The 17,821-nt window shown below is 59.2% G+C and carries 18 protein-coding genes; 6 read left to right on the forward strand and 12 right to left on the reverse strand.

All coding sequences use genetic code 11. The features are described 5' to 3' along the window. Nucleotides 1-143 precede the first annotated feature (143 nt). Entirely contained in the window at nt 144-1,328 is a 1,185-nt protein-coding gene (gene cfaB, locus KW846_RS00735) for a C17 cyclopropane fatty acid synthase CfaB (protein ID WP_218480965.1), read from the forward strand. Here the strand turns inward: cfaB and cls are convergent. Continuing rightward, nucleotides 1,325-2,764 (reverse strand): cardiolipin synthase, encoded by a 1,440-nt coding sequence (gene cls, locus KW846_RS00740; RefSeq protein ID WP_218480967.1) that lies wholly within the window; start codon nt 2,762-2,764, stop codon nt 1,325-1,327. The genes cfaB and cls overlap by 4 nt on opposite strands. Before the next feature lie 131 nt (nt 2,765-2,895). Between cls and KW846_RS00745 the strand changes: the two genes are divergently transcribed. Then, nucleotides 2,896-3,417 (forward strand): DUF3617 domain-containing protein, encoded by a 522-nt coding sequence (locus KW846_RS00745; protein WP_007971671.1) that lies wholly within the window; start codon nt 2,896-2,898, stop codon nt 3,415-3,417. Nucleotides 3,418-3,504: 87 nt separating this feature from the next. Here the strand turns inward: KW846_RS00745 and KW846_RS00750 are convergent, their stop codons facing one another. The 4 genes from KW846_RS00750 to KW846_RS00765 all read right to left on the reverse strand — a co-directional run bounded on the left by KW846_RS00750 (nt 3,505) and on the right by KW846_RS00765 (nt 6,534). Further along, nucleotides 3,505-4,392, reverse strand: coding sequence for a His/Gly/Thr/Pro-type tRNA ligase C-terminal domain-containing protein (locus KW846_RS00750; RefSeq protein ID WP_218480972.1), 888 nt, complete (start codon nt 4,390-4,392; stop codon nt 3,505-3,507). A 149-nt stretch (nt 4,393-4,541) separates the two neighbouring features. Beyond that, the gene (locus KW846_RS00755) at nt 4,542-5,102 is read right to left on the reverse strand and encodes a DapH/DapD/GlmU-related protein (RefSeq protein ID WP_116579808.1); all 561 of its coding nucleotides are present in this window, start codon (nt 5,100-5,102) and stop codon (nt 4,542-4,544) included. Beyond that, complete coding sequence (folE2, locus tag KW846_RS00760) at nt 5,099-6,025, reverse strand: GTP cyclohydrolase FolE2 (RefSeq protein ID WP_218480974.1); 927 nt, start codon at nt 6,023-6,025, stop codon at nt 5,099-5,101. Before folE2 ends, KW846_RS00755 begins: the two co-directional genes overlap by 4 nt. 131 nt (nt 6,026-6,156) lie before the next feature. Further along, nucleotides 6,157-6,534 carry a glutamine synthetase gene (locus KW846_RS00765; protein ID WP_218480976.1) on the reverse strand — a complete coding sequence of 126 codons (378 nt, stop codon included), beginning with the start codon at nt 6,532-6,534 and terminating at the stop codon, nt 6,157-6,159. Between the two features lie 142 nt (nt 6,535-6,676). Here KW846_RS00765 and zigA point away from each other — a divergent pair, with 142 nt between their 5' ends. Further along, the gene (gene zigA / locus KW846_RS00770) at nt 6,677-7,882 is read left to right on the forward strand and encodes a zinc metallochaperone GTPase ZigA (protein ID WP_218480977.1); all 1,206 of its coding nucleotides are present in this window, start codon (nt 6,677-6,679) and stop codon (nt 7,880-7,882) included. A 15-nt stretch (nt 7,883-7,897) separates the two neighbouring features. Here zigA and KW846_RS00775 read toward each other — a convergent pair whose 3' ends face one another. Next, on the reverse strand, nt 7,898-8,254 hold the full coding sequence (locus KW846_RS00775) for a hypothetical protein (protein ID WP_041474970.1): 357 nt from the start codon (nt 8,252-8,254) through the stop codon (nt 7,898-7,900). 27 nt (nt 8,255-8,281) lie between these two features. On the opposite strand from KW846_RS00775, the gene KW846_RS00780 reads away from it, so the two are divergent. Continuing rightward, nucleotides 8,282-9,253, forward strand: a complete 972-nt coding sequence (locus tag KW846_RS00780; RefSeq protein ID WP_218480978.1) for a GTP-binding protein — start codon at nt 8,282-8,284, stop codon at nt 9,251-9,253. A 4-nt stretch (nt 9,254-9,257) separates the two neighbouring features. Here the strand turns inward: KW846_RS00780 and KW846_RS00785 are convergent, their stop codons facing one another. Beyond that, the gene (locus tag KW846_RS00785) at nt 9,258-9,671 is read right to left on the reverse strand and encodes a DUF3301 domain-containing protein (protein ID WP_007971681.1); all 414 of its coding nucleotides are present in this window, start codon (nt 9,669-9,671) and stop codon (nt 9,258-9,260) included. A gap of 119 nt (nt 9,672-9,790) precedes the next feature. On the opposite strand from KW846_RS00785, the gene pdxY reads away from it, so the two are divergent. Beyond that, nucleotides 9,791-10,663, forward strand: a complete 873-nt coding sequence (gene pdxY / locus KW846_RS00790; RefSeq protein WP_218480979.1) for a pyridoxal kinase PdxY — start codon at nt 9,791-9,793, stop codon at nt 10,661-10,663. 130 nt (nt 10,664-10,793) lie between these two features. On the opposite strand, the gene KW846_RS00795 is transcribed toward pdxY, so the two are convergent. Continuing rightward, a complete protein-coding gene (locus tag KW846_RS00795; protein WP_007971685.1) occupies nt 10,794-11,276 on the reverse strand; it encodes an acyl-CoA thioesterase in 483 nt (160 codons plus the stop codon). Nucleotides 11,277-11,562: 286 nt separating this feature from the next. On the opposite strand from KW846_RS00795, the gene KW846_RS00800 reads away from it, so the two are divergent. Beyond that, nucleotides 11,563-13,326 (forward strand): cation:proton antiporter, encoded by a 1,764-nt coding sequence (locus KW846_RS00800; protein ID WP_218480981.1) that lies wholly within the window; start codon nt 11,563-11,565, stop codon nt 13,324-13,326. A gap of 22 nt (nt 13,327-13,348) precedes the next feature. On the opposite strand, the gene KW846_RS00805 is transcribed toward KW846_RS00800, so the two are convergent. The 4 genes from KW846_RS00805 to uvrD all read right to left on the reverse strand — a co-directional run bounded on the left by KW846_RS00805 (nt 13,349) and on the right by uvrD (nt 17,723). Continuing rightward, a complete protein-coding gene (locus KW846_RS00805; RefSeq protein ID WP_003187120.1) occupies nt 13,349-13,756 on the reverse strand; it encodes an SMI1/KNR4 family protein in 408 nt (135 codons plus the stop codon). 138 nt (nt 13,757-13,894) lie between these two features. Next, entirely contained in the window at nt 13,895-14,773 is an 879-nt protein-coding gene (locus tag KW846_RS00810) for a Tim44 domain-containing protein (RefSeq protein WP_218480983.1), read from the reverse strand. 179 nt (nt 14,774-14,952) lie between these two features. Beyond that, entirely contained in the window at nt 14,953-15,393 is a 441-nt protein-coding gene (locus tag KW846_RS00815) for an EamA family transporter (protein WP_007971691.1), read from the reverse strand. Between the two features lie 146 nt (nt 15,394-15,539). Next, entirely contained in the window at nt 15,540-17,723 is a 2,184-nt protein-coding gene (uvrD, locus tag KW846_RS00820) for a DNA helicase II (protein WP_218480985.1), read from the reverse strand. Between the last annotated feature and the right edge of the window lie 98 nt (nt 17,724-17,821).

The following is a 17,821-nucleotide window of genomic DNA, read 5'->3' on the forward strand; positions in this document are numbered from 1 at the left end:
AGTGAGGGCACATCATTTTTTGCGTTCGCGGCGGCAGGTCTAGGCGTCGCGAATCATTGAAAACGGCTATTAATTCGATAGCCAGCTATTTTTCAAGGATGGTCTACCCTCTGATCAGACGTCTGAAACAAGGGGGATTCTCCATGCTCGCGCAACTTCCACCGGCCTTACAGAATCTGCAGTTACCGCTTCGCCTGAGACTCTGGGACGGCCATGAATTCAATCTGGGGCCGACGCCCAGCGTCACGATTGTGGTCAAGGACCCGCAAATGGTCACCCAGTTTACCCATCCAAGTCTGGATGCCCTCGGTGCTGCTTTTGTCGAAGGCAAACTGGAACTCGAAGGCTCCATCAGCGATGTGATCCGCGTCTGTGATGAGTGGAGCCAGGCGTTGCTGGACGAAGACGATGACAATCAGCCTGTTCGTAGCGTTCATGACAAAGATACAGATGCCAAGGCGATTTCCTACCACTACGACCTTTCCAACGCGTTCTATCAGCTTTGGCTCGACAGCGACATGGCGTATTCCTGCGCTTACTTCGAGACCGGCAGCGAAAGCCTCGAGCAGGCCCAGCAAGCCAAGTTCCGTCATTTGTGTCGCAAGCTGCGCCTGCAACCCGGTGAATATCTGCTGGATGTGGGGTGTGGTTGGGGCGGATTGGCGCGATTTGCTGCGCGAGAGTTTGGCGCGAAAGTGTTCGGTATCACTCTCAGCAAGGAGCAGTTGGCTCTGGCCCGGGAGCGCGTAAAAGCGGAGGGCCTGGAGGACCTGGTCGAACTGCAGCTGCTCGACTATCGCGATTTGCCGCAGGATGGTCGCTTCGACAAGGTTGTCAGCGTCGGCATGTTCGAACACGTGGGCCACGCCAATCTCGCGGAGTACTGTAAGACTCTGTTCGGTGCGGTGAAAGAGGGCGGCCTGGTGATGAACCACGGGATCACCGCCAAATACACCGATGGCCGTCCCGTGGGGCGCGGTGCCGGTGACTTCATCGGGAAATACGTGTTCCCCAACGGCGAGCTGCCGCACCTGTCGATGATCTCTGCGGAGATCAGTGAGGCCGGGCTGGAAATCGTCGACGTCGAAAGCTTGCGCCTGCACTACGCCCGCACGCTCGATCACTGGAGCGAACGCCTCGAAGACAACCTCGAAGCGGCCTCCAAACTGGTACCCGAACAAGCCCTGCGCATCTGGCGTCTGTACCTGGCCGGATGTGCCTACGCGTTCGCCCGCGGCTGGATCAACCTGCACCAGATTCTCGCCGTGAAGGCCCACGCCGATGGCAGTCATGAACTGCCATGGACCCGGGACGATATCTACCTTTAAAGAATCGGTGAAATCAGCCGGGCGACTCGCATGCCGAGCTGTTGAACGCGGCGGGTCTCCCGGCCTTCTTCTTTGGCGATTTCGTGGGCGTTGGCGAAGTCAGCGTTGAGCATCTGTTCCACCTCGGCGGCAAAGACGCTGTCGACGGTCAGCAACATCACTTCGAAATTCAGCCGGAACGAACGGTTGTCCAGGTTGGCGCTGCCGATGGCGCTGATTTCTCGGTCGATCAACACCACTTTCTGGTGCAGGAATCCGGGCTCGTAACGGAACACCCGCACACCGGCGCGCACGGCTTCGAAGGCGTAGAGGCTGGTGGCGGCGTAGACGATTCGATGGTCGGGTCTCGACGGCAACAGCAGCCGCACATCCACACCCCGCAGGACCGCCAGGCGCAACGCTGCGAACACGGCTTCATCGGGGATGAAATACGGGCTGGTGATCCAGACCCGTTCCGTCGCCGCATGGATCGCTTCGACAAAGAACAGAGAACAGGTTTCGTAGGCGTCTGCCGGCCCACTGGCAAGCAACTGGCACAGTACGCCGTCTTCCGGATAAACCTCGGGCAGGATCAGTGGCGGCAGGGCATGAGCCACCCAGAACCAGTCTTCAGCGAAAGACTCCTGCATGCACGCCACCACTGGCCCGCATACTTGCACGTGGGTATCGCGCCAAGGGGCCAGGGGCGGTTTCTCGCCCATGTATTCATCACCCACGTTGTGCCCGCCAACGAAGCCGAGAATGCCGTCCACCACCACGATCTTGCGATGATTGCGGAAGTTCACCTGAAAGCGATTGAACCAGCCACTACGGGGGCCAAAAGCCTTGACCTCGACCCCGCCATCTCGCAAGGCCTGCACGTAGCCGTTGGGTAGGGAATGGCTGCCGATTCGGTCATACAACAGATAGATCGCCACGCCCTCGGCGGCTTTTTTCAACAGCAAAGTTTGCAGGCGTTGGCCGAGGCGGTCGTCGTGGACGATGAAAAACTGGATCAGCACGGCCTCTTTCGCCTGGCTGATGGCATCGAAAATGGCCTCGAACGTCGACTGGCCGTTGATCAACAGCCGCGTCTGGTTATTGGCCAGGCAGGGCATGTTTCCGAGCTTGGGCATCGCTCTGAGTGAGGCGTAGGCAGAAGAGGCGCGGGCGGTGAGGGCTTCTTCTACCCAGGGTCGCCAGTTGAGTTCGGAAACAGCCTTGCGCATCTCCTCGTTGGCCTGCCGCCGGGCCTTGATGTAGCCATCAAAGGTGCTGCGGCCGAACATCAGGTACGGGATCAGCGTGAGGTATGGGATGAAAAACAGCGACAAGGCCCAGGCGATCGAGCCTTGGGCAGTACGGACGGTCAACACGGCGTGGATGGCCGCGATCATGCCCAGCGAGTGCAACAGGGCGATGGTATAACCGAAAATATGCGGTCCGAAATAATCCATGGGGCTGCCTTGCTCCTGAAGATTCAGTGCTTAACAGACCATGTTCCGTGCAGAATGTCGCTAATTAATTGGCCCATGAACCGAAGCCTGCGGCTGACGTCTAACGGCCACTACTGATCAGGAGTTACTCGATGAACGTTCGTCTGCTGGGTTTGGCCATGGCACTGGGTTTGGCACTTCCTGTGGCGGCTCACGCGCAAATGCTGCAACCGGGATTGTGGGAGCTGACCACGAGCAACATGAAGGTCGATGAGCAGAATATGCCGGACCTGCAATTGATCCTCGGTCAGCTCCAGAGCCAGATGACCCCTGAGCAGCGCGCTCAGCTGGAAAAACAGGGGATCACCATGGGGGGCAAAGGGATCCGGGCGTGCCTGACGCCAGAGCAGGTCAAGACCGATAACATTCCGCTGACCGATCCGCAGTCGGGCTGCAAGCAGGAAATCACCGACCGCTCAGGTAACCAGTGGAAATTCCGCTTCAGCTGCCCGAGAGCCCAGGGTGCCGGCGTGGCGACATTCCTCAGTGACCGCGAATTCACCACCAAGGTCAATGGGACGTTCAACGCCACCGGCATTCAGCAGAAGGGCAGCCTTGAATCCCGCGCTGTCTGGCTGGGGCAGGATTGCGGCACGGTGAAGCCAAGAGCTTAAAAGCTTCGCGAGCAGGCTCGCTCCCACAAGGATGTGTGATCGACACACAATCAATGTGGGAGCGAGCCTGCTCGCGAAGGCGTCAGTTCAGCCACCCTGAATCCCTGGCCGGCTCAACCACTCACACACCGCCTCGACAGCCATTCGGCCAAAATCCTCCCCCGTGCGGCTGCGCACACTGACAAACCCCCCAGCCTGTTCTTTTTCACCGACCACCACCAGGTACGGCACGGTCCGGCTGTGCTGGCGAATCTTGAAGCGGACTTTTTCATTGCGCAGGTCGGCCCTTGCACGCACACCCCTTTGGCGCAAGGATTCAGTCACCGCCTGTGCATAAGTCGCCTGACGGTCATCCATGCTGACGACGATCACATGGGGTGGAAGGCTCCAGTGCTGCAGCTCCTGATGGCTGGACCAGCATGTGCCGTAGATCCGTTGTTGCAACGTGCCGCTGATGTGATCGAGGGCGAACGCCTGCAAGACTTTGGTGGTGGGGACGTGCGGTCCATGGCTCTGGTATTCGGTGTCTCCCAGACGGTACATCGACACCTCTTCGCGCGGTGGCCGACGACGGATCGAATGATTGGTCGCTGCCAGTGATTGCATACGCGCTTCGATGAGGGGCAGGTCAGCCGGAGTCAGCGGCCGCTCGACGACAAACTCGTAAAAGAAGCCATCGCCCAACTCCCTGCCTGCGCGCATTTGCGCATGCGGGTGGAGTTGCTTGACCGCCATGGCCAGCATCAGTGCACAGGAGCGGCGCAGGATCTCCAGTCCGTCCGGCTCGCGGGGGGTGACAATGCTGACCCGGGCATCCGCCTCGATCATGTATTCGCAGTCCACCAGAACACCATCGACCCGGCCCGCTACGGCCGCGCTGGCCAGTTCGGGACCGATGCTGGCGGCCAACTCGTGCACGGACAGCGGTTGGTCGTATTCACGCAATGAACCATCGGACAGAGTGATCTGGATCATGGTCGGCGTACTCAGGTGCTGCTAGCGAGCGTTATCGCATAAACCTAGTGCTAATTCCTGGCTGCTGTCATTAAGACCTTTGTCGTGCCAGGCATTTTGTATCGGCGCATTCACGGGGCGGGCATTGCGAGTCAGCACGTTGCTCATGGTCAGAACTCGTTTTGCAAGGCTTTGTAGCCGCGCACCAGATCGACGTTGGTGCGCGCCACGTCTTCTGAAAACTCCGACGCACTGACGCTCACCGGCGGGTATTGCGAGAGGTCGGTGGTGGGGCCGATCCGAGTGGTGGAGGGCACGTAGAAGGCTTCAGGCAGGTCACGCCCGTCGACCACCGAGTTGTGCCGTACCACGCAACCGTCACCGACCACGCAGTTGAACAGCACGCTGTTGAAGCCGATGAACACCCGATCGCCCACGGTGCAGGGGCCATGCACGATCGAGCGGTGGGCGATGGAACTGAACTCGCCAATGGTCACCGCCGCGCCGGATTTGGAGTGGATCACCACGCCGTCCTGGATGTTCGAGTTGGCGCCGATGGTGATCGGCTGCATGTCGCCCGACTCGTCGACTTCGTCAGCTCGGATCACCGCGTAGGGCCCGACGAACACGTTCTCGCCAATCACCACTTTGCCGCAAATGATTGCCGTCTTGTCGACGTAGGCCGACTCGGCAATCAGCGGTAAATCTCCGGATGGATTCTTGCGGATCATGGCTTGCTCAATGCGTTGTACAGGGGGTTGAGGTTGTCCCAGTTGAAACGGCTCTCGGCAACGGCGTCGTGGGCGTGCAGGCTTTCGGTGTGGATCACACGAATGTGGAAGGCATTGATGCCTGTGGAGCGTTTCAGGGCCGTGTTCAAACGGCGTGCGGCGTCTTCGCAGAACATCAGGTTCTGACCATTGGCCAGGGCGAAGGCCTGTTCGTCGGCGCGTTTTACGGCGGTTTGAACGGCTGTGCCGAGTGCGGCTTCGGCGTCGTTGATGATGGCGATCAGAGGCAACTCATCCAGGAAATCAGCCGGCCTTACGCGCAACTGTGCGCTGCTGCGTTGACTGTGAGGGGTGGCGACGATGCCGTTCGTGGAGCCGAGCCACGCTAAAACGTCGGCGTGTTGGAGTGACTTGTTGGCGAAATCATCGACGAATTGCTGCTGTATCAACTGCCGAGAAAGGGCCGCGGAGCATGGACAGGTTGAGGAATAAGGCACGTCGATTTTTAGTTCCACGTGGAACATCGCGTTTTTCAAACGCGCTTCGATGCTCACCGGATAGCTTTTCCAGCCAGACAGTGGACTGATCAGCGCCGGTCTTTTCAGCAGCACTTCGGCGTGAATGGTTAAGTGCGCACTGCTGGACAGACCTTCATGACTTTCAAGAAAACGCTGCAAAACCCGCCGCAATAAAGCCGGTGAAAGGCTTTCATGCTCCAGCAATTCAAGCGCCAGATAGAGCCGTGACATGTGAATGCCGCGCGCATTGCCATCGTCGAGGCTCACGCCCGCATCAGCCTTTGCATTCAAGCGTTGGCCATCAAGCAAAACGGGAAGAGCAATACCGCACATGCCCACCCACTCCAGTGGCAGGGCTTGGCGTGAGGCCTGCGTGGCGATATCCGGCAGAGTCAGCGCATTCATGAGCAGGTCCATCGTGGGAGTTGTTTGATATGTTATAGTATATCAATCAAATCAACGATGCCTTTTTTCATGGGCAGGTCTTCGTCATACCCAGGCGCCTTGTGCTTAGCCTGTTTTTGGCCGGTGCGGGCCTAACAGCCAGTGATCCGGTTGCAGGTGAACTTCGCGCTGCTACCACCGGAACTCGAAAACCGGTTGATCGTGGTCCATCCGACGCGCTGGTTGTAGCCAACCCAGGCCTCGCCATCGGAAGCGATGCCGGTGAAAAACACCAGCTGACCGTAGCGGCTGTTGGTCTGCACCCAATGGCGCTTTCCAACCATTTCGAAGCCCCGCAGATAGATTGTGTTTCCGGCGGTGTTGACGCTGTAGGCGTTGCCATCCGCGTCCACGCAGGCCAGCAGGTTGGCGCTGCGGGTGCACCTGGCCAGGCTCGGGACCTGCGCCATCGCGTCGGCAGCCACCAGCAGGGAAAGCATGAACAGTGCAGTTTTCAGGGCGTTGCGCATGGGCTTTCTCACGTCGGAAGCGACGTTCAGCATCCTGTCCTTTACCCGGCCGGGCAAGAGGGGATGGTTTATTTGCATTGTTACAGTATAACATTATGTAAGCCCGACACAGCGACCGGGCATCCTTGTGAGGAATATGCAGATGTCCAATCGACTCCCCGTGACCGTTCTCTCCGGCTTTCTTGGTGCCGGAAAAAGTACACTTCTTAATTACATACTACGTAATCGCGATGGTTTGCGGGTTGCGGTCATCGTCAATGATATGAGCGAAATCAACGTAGATGGCACCGAAGTCCAGCGTGATGTGAGCCTTAATCGGGCTGAAGAACGGTTGGTGGAAATGAGCAACGGGTGTATTTGCTGTACGTTACGTGAAGACTTGCTCGAGGAAGTGAGCCAACTCGCCAGGGAGGGTCGCTTTGACTATCTGCTGATCGAATCAACCGGCATTTCCGAACCCCTGCCGGTGGCGGAAACCTTCACCTTTCGCGATGAAAACGGCCAGAGCCTCAACGACATCGCACGTCTCGACACCATGGTCACGGTGGTCGACGGCATGAACTTCCTGCTCGATTACCAGGCTGCCGAAAGCCTGGCTTCCCGGGGAGAAACACTTGGCGAAGAAGACGAACGTTCGATTACCGATCTGTTGATCGAGCAGGTCGAGTTTGCCGATGTGATTTTGCTCAGCAAGATCGACTTGATCAGCAGCCACGAACGCGAGGAACTGATCGCCATCCTCGAGCGGCTCAACGCCCGGGCGGACATCATTCCGATGACGATGGGCGAAATCCCCTTGGATAAAATCCTCAACACCGGTCGTTTTGATTTCGAGAAGGCTGCCCAGGCGCCGGGATGGTTGCAGGAGCTGCGCGGGGAGCACGTGCCGGAAACCGAAGAATATGGCATTGCTTCCAGCGCCTACCGGGCACGTCGGCCGTTCCATCCACAGCGTTTCTTCGACTTCATCGACGGCCCCTGGGACAACGGCAAGCTGTTGCGTTCAAAGGGCTTTTTCTGGCTGGCGAGCAAGCATATGGACGCCGGCAGCTGGTCCCAGGCCGGCGGTTTGATGCGCTATGGATTTGCCGGGCGCTGGTGGCGTTACGTACCGAAAAACCAATGGCCGCAGGATGCGGAAAGTATTGCCGGGATCATGAAAAACTGGACCGCCGACAGCGGGGATTGTCGTCAGGAGCTGGTGTTCATTGGCCAGAACATCGACTTCACGCAGCTCACTGCCGAACTGGACGCCTGCCTGCTGACCGATGAGGAAATGGCGTTGGGCGTAGAGGGCTGGCGTTTGCTGCCCGATCCATTCGGCCCTTGGTACGAAGAAGCGGCCTGATCCTCAGATGGCGCTTCAAGGCTTGAGCCAGGTGCCCTGGCTCTGTGCCTCGCAGTACGGCTGCAAATATGCCGCGTCGGTGGCAACGCCGTAATAGTGAATATCCTGGCGGTAGGGCATATTGGCGACTTGGGCGTTGCTGCAGATGCCAAATGCGCCGCCGGGGCATTGATCGACATACTGCACATCGACTTTCTGCCCCGCCAGGTTCGGCTGGCAGAAGCCATCGGCGAAGAGTTTTGGCGGGATGTTGCGGTTCTGCTGGCAAACCTGGACATCAAGCCGCTCGGCCTGGCTGTGCACCACACAGGCCTGGGCCAGCGCCTCGCCTGAAACGAGTGCCAGGAGCAACGACAAGCCAATCAACCGCATCCATCACCTCCTCAGAAATCATCGACCATGCTGCAGAATATCCCCACTCATGTCATTGCCGGTCCGTTGGGCGCGGGCAAGACCAGCCTGATCAAGCACCTGTTGGCCCAGCGCCCGGCAGGCGAGCGGTGGGCGGTGTTGATCAACGAGTTCGGCCAGATCGGTCTCGATGCTGCGCTACTGACCCGGGACGCCGATGGTATCGCACTGGGGGAAGTGGCCGGGGGCTGCCTGTGCTGCGTCAACGGTGCACCCTTTCAGATTGGTCTTGGGCGCTTGTTGCGCAAGGCGCAGCCTGATCGGCTGTTCATCGAGCCCTCGGGGCTGGGGCATCCGGCGCAGTTGCTCAGGCAATTGAGCGAAGCACCGTGGCAAGGCGTGTTGGCTGTTCAGCCTTGTGTGCTGGTGCTGGACGCCCAGGCGCTCGCCGCTGGCAAACCGTTGCCGGATGCACAACGGCAAGCTCTGAGCCATGCGGGACTGTTACTGCTGAACAAGTCCGAAGGTCTCGAGGAAGACAGTCGCCAGCGAATCGCTGCGCTATTGCCGCCGACCCCCCTGTGCTGGACGCAACAGGCGGCTTTACCCTTGAGCGAACTGCCGGGGCTGAATGCCAAGGCGCTGGCAGGTGTGGATAACTTCGTCGTGCCCAAGGGCTTGGCGCAGCTGCCGGCGGTCTGGAGCGATCCTGCGTTGCCCATTTGCTTGAGTCAGGAACAGGACGGAGGCTGGAGCATCGGATGGCGTTGGCACCCAAGCCAGGTATTGGATGCCGCGTTGGTTGGCCGGTGGCTTGAAGGCCTTGGCTGGAGGCGGGCGAAGCTGGTTATCCACAGTGTCGACGGATGGATCTCGGCGAACGCGGTGGATAACTCGGTGCTGGACTGGCAGCCCAGTGAGTGGCGGCAGGATTCACGCATCGAGCTGATTTTCAGTGAGCTCCAGGATGCAGAGCGATTGCAGCGTGAACTGGCAGCGTGCCGAGCCGAATCGGCTTAACGGCTCACGGCCGCCACTTGGTATGTTCCTGACGCCACTGGCTTAGCTCGATCACTTCTGCGCGAGGCTTTACCACATCGACCACCGGTTCGGTTTCGTCGAACGGGACCGGGTAGGGCGCCAGTTCAATCTGTGCGCTGTGAGCGCCGAACTGGGTGATGGTGCCGTTGTGGCGGGTTTCGCCGGTCACGGTGAATTCGAAGTTATACACACGGGCCAGGCGTCGCCGACCACTGGCATCCCTGATGAACGCGATTCTTTTCAACGCCACGTTGCCGTCCAGCAATTCGATCCCGAGCTTGGTGCAATGCTGCTTGACCCGCTCCAGCGCGCGCTCGCGCAAGCCGTGGTTGTGCCATAGCCATGCGCCGGCAGTGGCGAACAGCATCAGCACGAATATATTTCCAAGGGTCAGCATCAACAGGGTGCTCCAACAAGATAGTGTCAGCTTAACTGCGTCGCTGGTCTGTCGTACAGGCTGCGTTTAGTCGCATACTGCGCGGCTAGAATTTCAATCGTTTTACGGAAATCCACCGCATGAAACGTACACCGCATTTGCTCGCTATCCAGTCCCACGTGGTATTCGGTCACGCCGGCAACAGTGCCGCGGTTTTCCCGATGCAACGGGTCGGGGTGAATGTCTGGCCGCTCAACACCGTGCAGTTCTCCAATCACACCCAGTACGGTCAATGGGCCGGTGAAGTGCTGGCACCGCACCAGATACCTGAGCTGGTCGAGGGTATCGCGGCGATTGGCGAGCTGGGCAACTGCGATGCGGTGCTCTCCGGTTACCTCGGCAGTGCGGCCCAGGGCCGGGCGATCCTGACGGGTGTGGCGCGGATCAAGTCGATGAACCCCAAGGCACTGTACCTGTGTGACCCGGTCATGGGGCATCCGGAGAAAGGCTGCAGTGTTCCGGCGGAAGTCAGTGATTTTCTGCTTGAGGAGGCTGCCACCGTAGCGGACTTCATGTGCCCGAACCAGCTGGAGCTGGACAGTTTCTCCGGACGCAAGCCGCAATCGCTGTTCGATTGCCTGGCCATGGCGCGTGCATTGCTGGCGCGCGGCCCGAAAGCGGTGCTGGTCAAGCATCTGGACTACCCAGGCAAGTCGGCAGAGGTCTTCGAAATGTTGCTGGTGACAGCCGAAGGCTGCTGGCATTTGCAGCGCCCGTTGCTGGCGTTCCCGCGTCAGCCGGTGGGCGTGGGCGATCTGACGTCCGGGCTGTTTTTGGCACGTGTGCTGTTGGGTGACAGCCTGGTGGCCGCGTTCGAGTTCGCAGCGTCGGCGGTGCATGAAGTGCTGCTGGAAACCCAGGCCTGTGCCAGCTACGAGTTGGAACTGGTTCGGGCTCAGGACCGGATTGCCCATCCGCGGGTGCGGTTCGAGGCGACCTCGATCAGCCTCTGATTGAGCGTTGAGCCCATTCGCGAGCAAGCCCGCTCCCACATTTGATCTTTGGTGTTGCATAGATCCAGTGTGGGAGCGGGCTTGCTCGCGAAGGCTCTCTACAGAACAGCATCAACCTGACTGAACAAACTCAGGCGTCGCCCTTGATCTCCTGATAACGCTTTTCCAGTTCCTGGCGAATCTGCCGGCGCTGCTGGGCCTGGATGAAGCGGCGTTTGCTCTCGCTATTGTCCGGTTGCAGCGGCGGTACCTGGGCAGGTTTACGCTGGTCATCCACCGCGACCATGGTGAAGAAGCAGCTGTTGGTGTGACGCACCGAACGCTCGCGAATGTTCTCGGTCACCACTTTGATGCCCACCTCCATGGAGGTGTTGCCGGTGTAGTTGACCGAGGCGAGAAAGGTCACCAGTTCGCCGACATGGATCGGCTCTCGGAAAATGACCTGGTCCACCGACAGGGTCACCACATATCGGCCGGCGTAACGGCTGGCGCAGGCGTAGGCCACTTCGTCGAGGTATTTGAGCAGGGTGCCACCGTGAACATTGCCAGAGAAGTTGGCCATGTCAGGGGTCATCAATACCGTCATCGACAGCTGGGCGTTTCCGGGTTCCATAGCATTCTCACGGGTCAAGGCCAGGTTTGAGGGATGCACCTCTGCGGGTGCCTCGGCGGTTTTTTCAAACCAACAGTTATCGGGACGCTGGGCGCAGAGCTGCCGTCACGCCGGATCGATCTGTTTCCATATATTGCACCGCCTTTCTGCCAGAAGTCGCGGTGTTACCCTGCAAAAAGCCCGGATACAGGGACATTTCCTACGCGCAAAGCAGACTTTTGCTCGGCTCGATCAGACCATTCCTGCGTCTGTGAGTCGGGCAACTTCAATCAGGGAGCCGCTCGCCATGCATGCCATCAGTTTCATTCAGGATCTGGCAGTGATCATGTTGATCGCAGGTGTGGTGACCGTGGTTTTTCATCGCCTGAAACAGCCGGTGGTGCTGGGCTATATCGTGGCCGGTTTCATCATTGGCCCGCACACCCCGCCATTCGGCCTGATCCATGACGAAGAAACCATCAAGACCCTGGCCGAACTCGGGGTGATATTCCTGATGTTCTGCCTGGGCCTGGAGTTCAGCCTGCGCAAGTTGTTCAAGGTCGGTGCCACGGCCTTCATCGCGGCATTCCTGGAAATCGTGCTGATGATCTGGATCGGCTACGAGATCGGTCGCTGGTTTGACTGGAACACCATGGATTCACTGTTCCTTGGCGCGATCCTGGCGATTTCCTCAACCACCATCATCGTCAAGGCACTCAATGATCTGAAGTTGAAGAACGAGCGGTTTGCGCAGTTGATATTCGGTGTGCTGATCGTCGAAGACATTCTGGGCATCGGCATCATCGCGCTTCTGTCCAGCATCGCCGTCAGTGGTACGGTCAGCTCCGGCGAAGTGTTTTCTACGGTGGGCAAGCTGTCGCTGTTCATGATCGTCGCATTGGTCATCGGCATTCTGATGGTGCCGCGGTTGCTGGCCTACGTGGCCAGGTTCGAGAGCAACGAAATGCTGCTGATTACCGTGCTGGGCTTGTGTTTCGGCTTCTGCCTACTGGTGGTCAGGCTTGAATACAGCATGGTGCTCGGCGCGTTCCTGATCGGCGCGATCATGGCTGAATCCCGGCAACTGCTGAAAATCGAGCGCTTGATTGAACCGGTTCGAGATCTTTTCAGCGCGATTTTCTTTGTGGCCATCGGGCTGATGCTCGATCCGGCGATCCTGTTTCAGTACGCCTGGCCAATCGCCGTAATCACCGTAGCCGTGGTGCTCGGCAAGATGTTGTCCTGCGGCCTTGGTGCATTTATCGCCGGTAATGACGGACGCACCTCGCTGAGAGTCGGCATGGGTCTTTCACAGATTGGCGAATTCTCTTTCATCATTGCGGCACTGGGCATGACGTTGCAGGTCACCAGTAACTTTCTATACCCGGTGGCTGTGGCAGTGTCAGTGATCACGACCTTGCTGACGCCCTATCTGATTCGCGCGGCTGATCCATTGTCGATCAAGCTCGCGGGCGTCATGCCGGAACGCCTGGGACGGGTATTGGGGATGTACGGCGAATGGCTGCGCAGCATCCAGCCACAGGGCGAGGGGGCGTTGCTGGCGTCGATGATCAGAAGGATTTTGCTGCAGGTCGGGGTCAACCTGGCTTTGGTAATCGCGATTTTCTTCTCGGGCGCGTACTTCGCCGAACGCATGTCGGCTTACGTGCAAGGCTGGATCAGCGACCCGAGCTGGCAGAAGGCATTGATCTGGGGTGGGGCGCTATTGTTGTCGCTGCCTTTTTTGATTGCGGCGTACCGCAAGCTCAAAGCCCTGTCGATGTTGCTGGCGGAAATGGGTGTCAAGCCAGAGATGGCTGGGCGCCACACGCAGCGAGTGCGCAGGGTGATCGCCGAAGTGATCCCGATCCTGTCGCTGCTGGTGATCTTTTTGCTGTTGGCAGCCTTGTCGGCCAGTATTCTGCCGACCAACAAGTTGCTGGTACTGATCGCCGTGGTCGCGGCCGCCGTGGCGGCGCTGTTGTGGCGCTGGTTCATTCGTGTGCATACGCGGATGCAGGTGGCGTTGCTGGAAACCCTTGATAATCACAAGGAGTCGTCCGGGCATTGACCACCCAGCGGCATTGACTGGATCAGCTTTCCAGCCAGACGTCCCGTGCCCAGTGCCACACCGACTCCCAGGTTTCTTCGGCGATCAGCTCTTCTTCGGCCTGCCAAAGCACCACGGTGCCGTCTTCTTCGACACAGTAGTAGTCGTCACCGTCCTGGCAGATCGGGATCAGGCTGCGATCGACGCCGGCGTCCCAGGCGTTGGCGGCAACGTCGGGCAGGTAGGTGTGGGATTGCGGGTCAGTCACGGTGACCGGTTCAAGGCTACCGTAGACCACGTCGCTGACGGTCAGTAGAAACTCTCTGAAGACGAACGGAATGTCGATGAACAGTTGTTCTTCGATTTCGACCAGCAGGTCTTCGTCAGGCAATTCCAAGGGGACCGGTACCGGTTCGTTGGCTTCACGCAGTTGTTCGATGATTTCTTCCACGTCCGGGATCCTCTTGCTTGTATGGCGCGGTTTATATGGGGCGGTTTATACAGTAGCTTGCTATAGATGCAACCGCGAAATAGAAAACCCCGGCCGAGGCCGGGGTTTTCTATTCAGCAAGTGAAGCGCGGCGCGGGATCAGCCGTTCTGGCGAATGCCGGCCACCAGCCAAGGCTGGTTTTCGCCCTGTGCACGTTCCATGTTCCAGCTTTCGCTGAAGACTTCGCCCTGGTCGAAACGCGAGGTTTTCGACACGCCGGTGAAGGTCAGGGTGGCAATGGTCTTGTCGGCGCGATCATCCACACCGTCCAGTTGTACATTGAGGTTATCAATGTAGGTGGACTGGAAACCGTCGCCCAGATCGGCACGCTCACGCTTGAGGAACTCCAGCATTTGCGGGGTCACGAACTCGGCGATCTTGTCCATTTCGTTGGCGTCCCAGTGCTGCTGCAGGGACTGGAAGTGATTGCGCGCCGCTTCGACGAAGTTTCTTTCGTTGAACCAGGCTGGAGCGTTGATCACTGGGCGAGCGGCAGCAGGCGCTGCCGAACCACCGAAGATCGAACCGCCGGCAGGCTTTTGTTCGAACGCTTCACGTTGCATCGGCGCGTGGCCGGCCGGAGCGTAATGCTCCTGCTGCTTGCGACGACGGGCGGCGATAAAGCGGAACACCAGGAATGCGATGACAGCCATTATCAGGATGTCGAAGATCTGCATGCCCTGGAAGCCGTCGCCCATGAACATGGATGCCAGCAGGCCGCCGGCCGCGATACCGGCCAGAGGGCCGAGCCAGCGCGAAGCGCCACCGGCCTTGGCAGCGGCGCCAGCGGCACCGGCAGCACCAGCGGTCGCCGCAGCGCCGCCCATGCCTGGAGAAGAAGGAGCCATCTGGCTGGTCTGGTGAGTCGGCGCAGCGCCTGCGCTTTTGCCACCACCGAAGCGCTTGGCGGCATTGACGTCGAGACTCATCGTCAGGCCGATGCACAACGCCATGGCGATGCTAAGAAAACGTTTCATAAAGGGAATTCCCATTTGTGGAAGGCACGCGCGCCATGTTGCACAGCTGAAGTGTTACTGGCTAGCGGCAGAGTGTTTCGGGCTTTTGCCTGACAGGTTTCATTCAGCTTCAGTCAGTGCAATAGGGCCTTTTGACTTTGATCTGTCAGATGAGTGGATGAGTTCTGTAGGACACTCACCTAGCGACGTAATGCCAGCATGACGACTCCGGCCGTGATCAGACCGATTCCGCCCCATTGGCGCAGGTCGAGTTTTTCACCCAGCAGGACTACGCCAAGTACGGCTACCAGCACCACGCTGAGTTTGTCCACTGGGGCAACCAGTGACGCTGGACCGACCTTGAGTGCACGGAAATAGCAGATCCACGACGCACCGGTGGCCAGGCCCGACAACAGCAGGAACAGGTAGCTCTTTGCAGAGATCGATCCTAAAGACTGATATTGGCCCGTGGCGTACAAAATCAAGGCCAGGCTGACCAATACCACGATCGTCCGCAGCAGGGTGGCGAAGTCGGAATTGACGTTTTCGATGCCGACTTTCGCGAAAATGGCGGTCATCGCCGCGAATGCCGCCGATAACAGGGCCCAGAATGTCCAGGAGGAAAAGAAGCCTGAGCCCATATTTGTTCCCTTTCATTCACATAGGCCAACGCCTAACCCTGTGGGAGCGGGCTTGCTCGCGAAGGCAGCACCGCGGTTCATCAGAGACACCGCGTGATCGTTCTTCGCGAGCAAGCCCGCTCCCACATTAGACCTCTGGCGGTCTTTTAAATCGCTTCCAGCTTGGCGTAACCCAACATCAGCCACTTGCTGCCTTCGCTGAAGTTCACCTGCACCCGGGCCTGAGCACCGGCGCCCTCGAAGTTGAGGATCACGCCGTCACCGAAGATCGAATGGCGGACGGTCTGACCCAGACTGAAGCCGGTTTCCGGAATTTCGCTGCCGCTGAACAGGTTGCTGCCACTCATCGACTGGTTGCCACCAAACGGCCGGCTGACGCTGTTGGACAACCGCACTTCCTGAATGAGGCCTTTCGGCACTTCGCGTACGAAACGTGACACCTTGTTGTAGGTCTCGCTGCCATAAAGGCGTCGGGTTTCAGCGTAGGTCATCACCAGATTCTGCATCGCTCGAGTAATGCCGACGTAGGCCAGTCGACGCTCTTCCTCAAGGCGGCCGGGTTCTTCCAGGCTCATCTTGTGCGGAAACAGGCCTTCTTCCATGCCCACCAGGAACACGTAAGGGAACTCCAGGCCCTTGGCGCTGTGCAAGGTCATCAGTTGAATGCTGTCTTCGTGCTCGTCGGCCTGGGTATCGCCGGCCTCCAGCGACGCGTGACCGAGGAACGCGGCCAATGGCGTCAGGTCTTCGTCTTCTTCGCTGTTTTCGAAGTTGCGTGCGGCGCTGACCAGTTCCTCAAGGTTTTCTACCCGGGCCTGGCCTTTCTCGCCTTTTTCCGCTTCGTGATAGGCGATCAGACCCGATTGCTCGATGACGGTCTGGGTCATCAGGTGCAGCGGCATTTCCATGCACTTGGCGGCGAGGTTCTCGATTAACTCGATAAACGCGCCAAGGGCGCCGGCCGCACGACCGGTCAGGCCTTTGTTGGCCACCAGTTGGCGCATCGCTTCCCACATCGACACATCGCTGTGGCGCGCATGGTCGCGGATCGCTTCGACGGTTTTCTCGCCGATGCCGCGGGCCGGGACGTTGATCACCCGTTCCAGCGCGGCGTCGTTGCCCCGACCTTCGAGCAATCGCAGGTAAGCCATGGCGTTCTTGATTTCCGCGCGCTCGAAGAAGCGCTGGCCGCCATAGATGCGGTACGGAATGCGTTCACGCAGCAGCGCTTCTTCCAAAACCCGCGATTGGGCGTTGGAGCGGTACAGAATCGCGATATCGCTGCGAGACAGGCCGGTTTTCAGCGCGCTTTCGATGGTTTCGACAACGTAACGTGCTTCGTCGTGTTCGTTGAAGGCGGCATACAGATTGATTGCCTCGCCGTCGCCACCGTCGGTCCACAGCTCTTTGCCCAGGCGCCCGGTGTTGTTGGCGATCAAGGCGTTGGCTGCTTTCAGGATGCCGGCGGTGGAGCGGTAGTTCTGCTCCAGGCGAATGGTTTCGGCGTCCGGGAAGTCTTCGGAATACTGGTAGATGTTCTCGATTTTCGCGCCACGCCAGCCGTAGATCGACTGGTCGTCATCGCCCACCACCATCAGGCTGTCGCCACCCTTGGCCAGCAGGCGCAACCAGGCGTACTGCACGGCGTTGGTGTCCTGGAACTCGTCCACCAGGATGTGCCGGAAGCGCTTTTGATAGTGAGCGAGCAGGCCTGGGTGGTCGCGCCACAGATCGAGGGCGCGCAGCAACAGTTCGGAGAAGTCGATGACACCGGCGCGCCGGCACGCGGCCTCGTAGGCCTCATAGATGCCGCGCATGGTCGCCAGGAACAGATCGCCACTGGCTTGAATGTGTTGCGGGCGCAGACCTTCGTCTTTCTGCCCATTGATGAACCATTGGGCCTGACGGGCCGGCCAGCGTTGCTCGTCCAGGCCGAGTTCGCGGATCACCCGCTTGACCAGCCGTTGCTGGTCATCGCTGTCGAGGATCTGGAAAGTCTGGCTCAAGCCTGCTTCCTGCCAGTGCGCCCGCAGCAAGCGGTGCGCCAGGCCGTGGAAAGTGCCAACCCACATGCCGGCCGGGTTGATACCCATCAGTTGCTCGATGCGCTGGCGCATCTCGGCAGCAGCCTTGTTGGTGAAGGTCACCGACAGGATGGAGTGGGGCGAGGCGTTTTCAACCTGGATCAGCCAGGCGATACGGTGCACCAGCACTCGGGTTTTACCGGAACCAGCACCGGCCAGGACCAACTGACGACCCACGGGGGCCGCTACGGCCTGGCGTTGGGCATCGTTGAGGGAGTTCAGCAGAAGGGAGAGATCATCGCGCATCGGGGCATTCTAGGGGGCCGCGTCACACCGGGCAAACCCCGCTTCGCATTAACCGATGAAAGTTATGCGAGGGACGACCGGTCAGTCATCGGCCGCAG

The organism is Pseudomonas sp. PDM32, assembly GCF_019219225.1.
Taxonomy (GTDB): Bacteria; Pseudomonadota; Gammaproteobacteria; order Pseudomonadales; family Pseudomonadaceae; genus Aquipseudomonas; species Aquipseudomonas laurylsulfatiphila.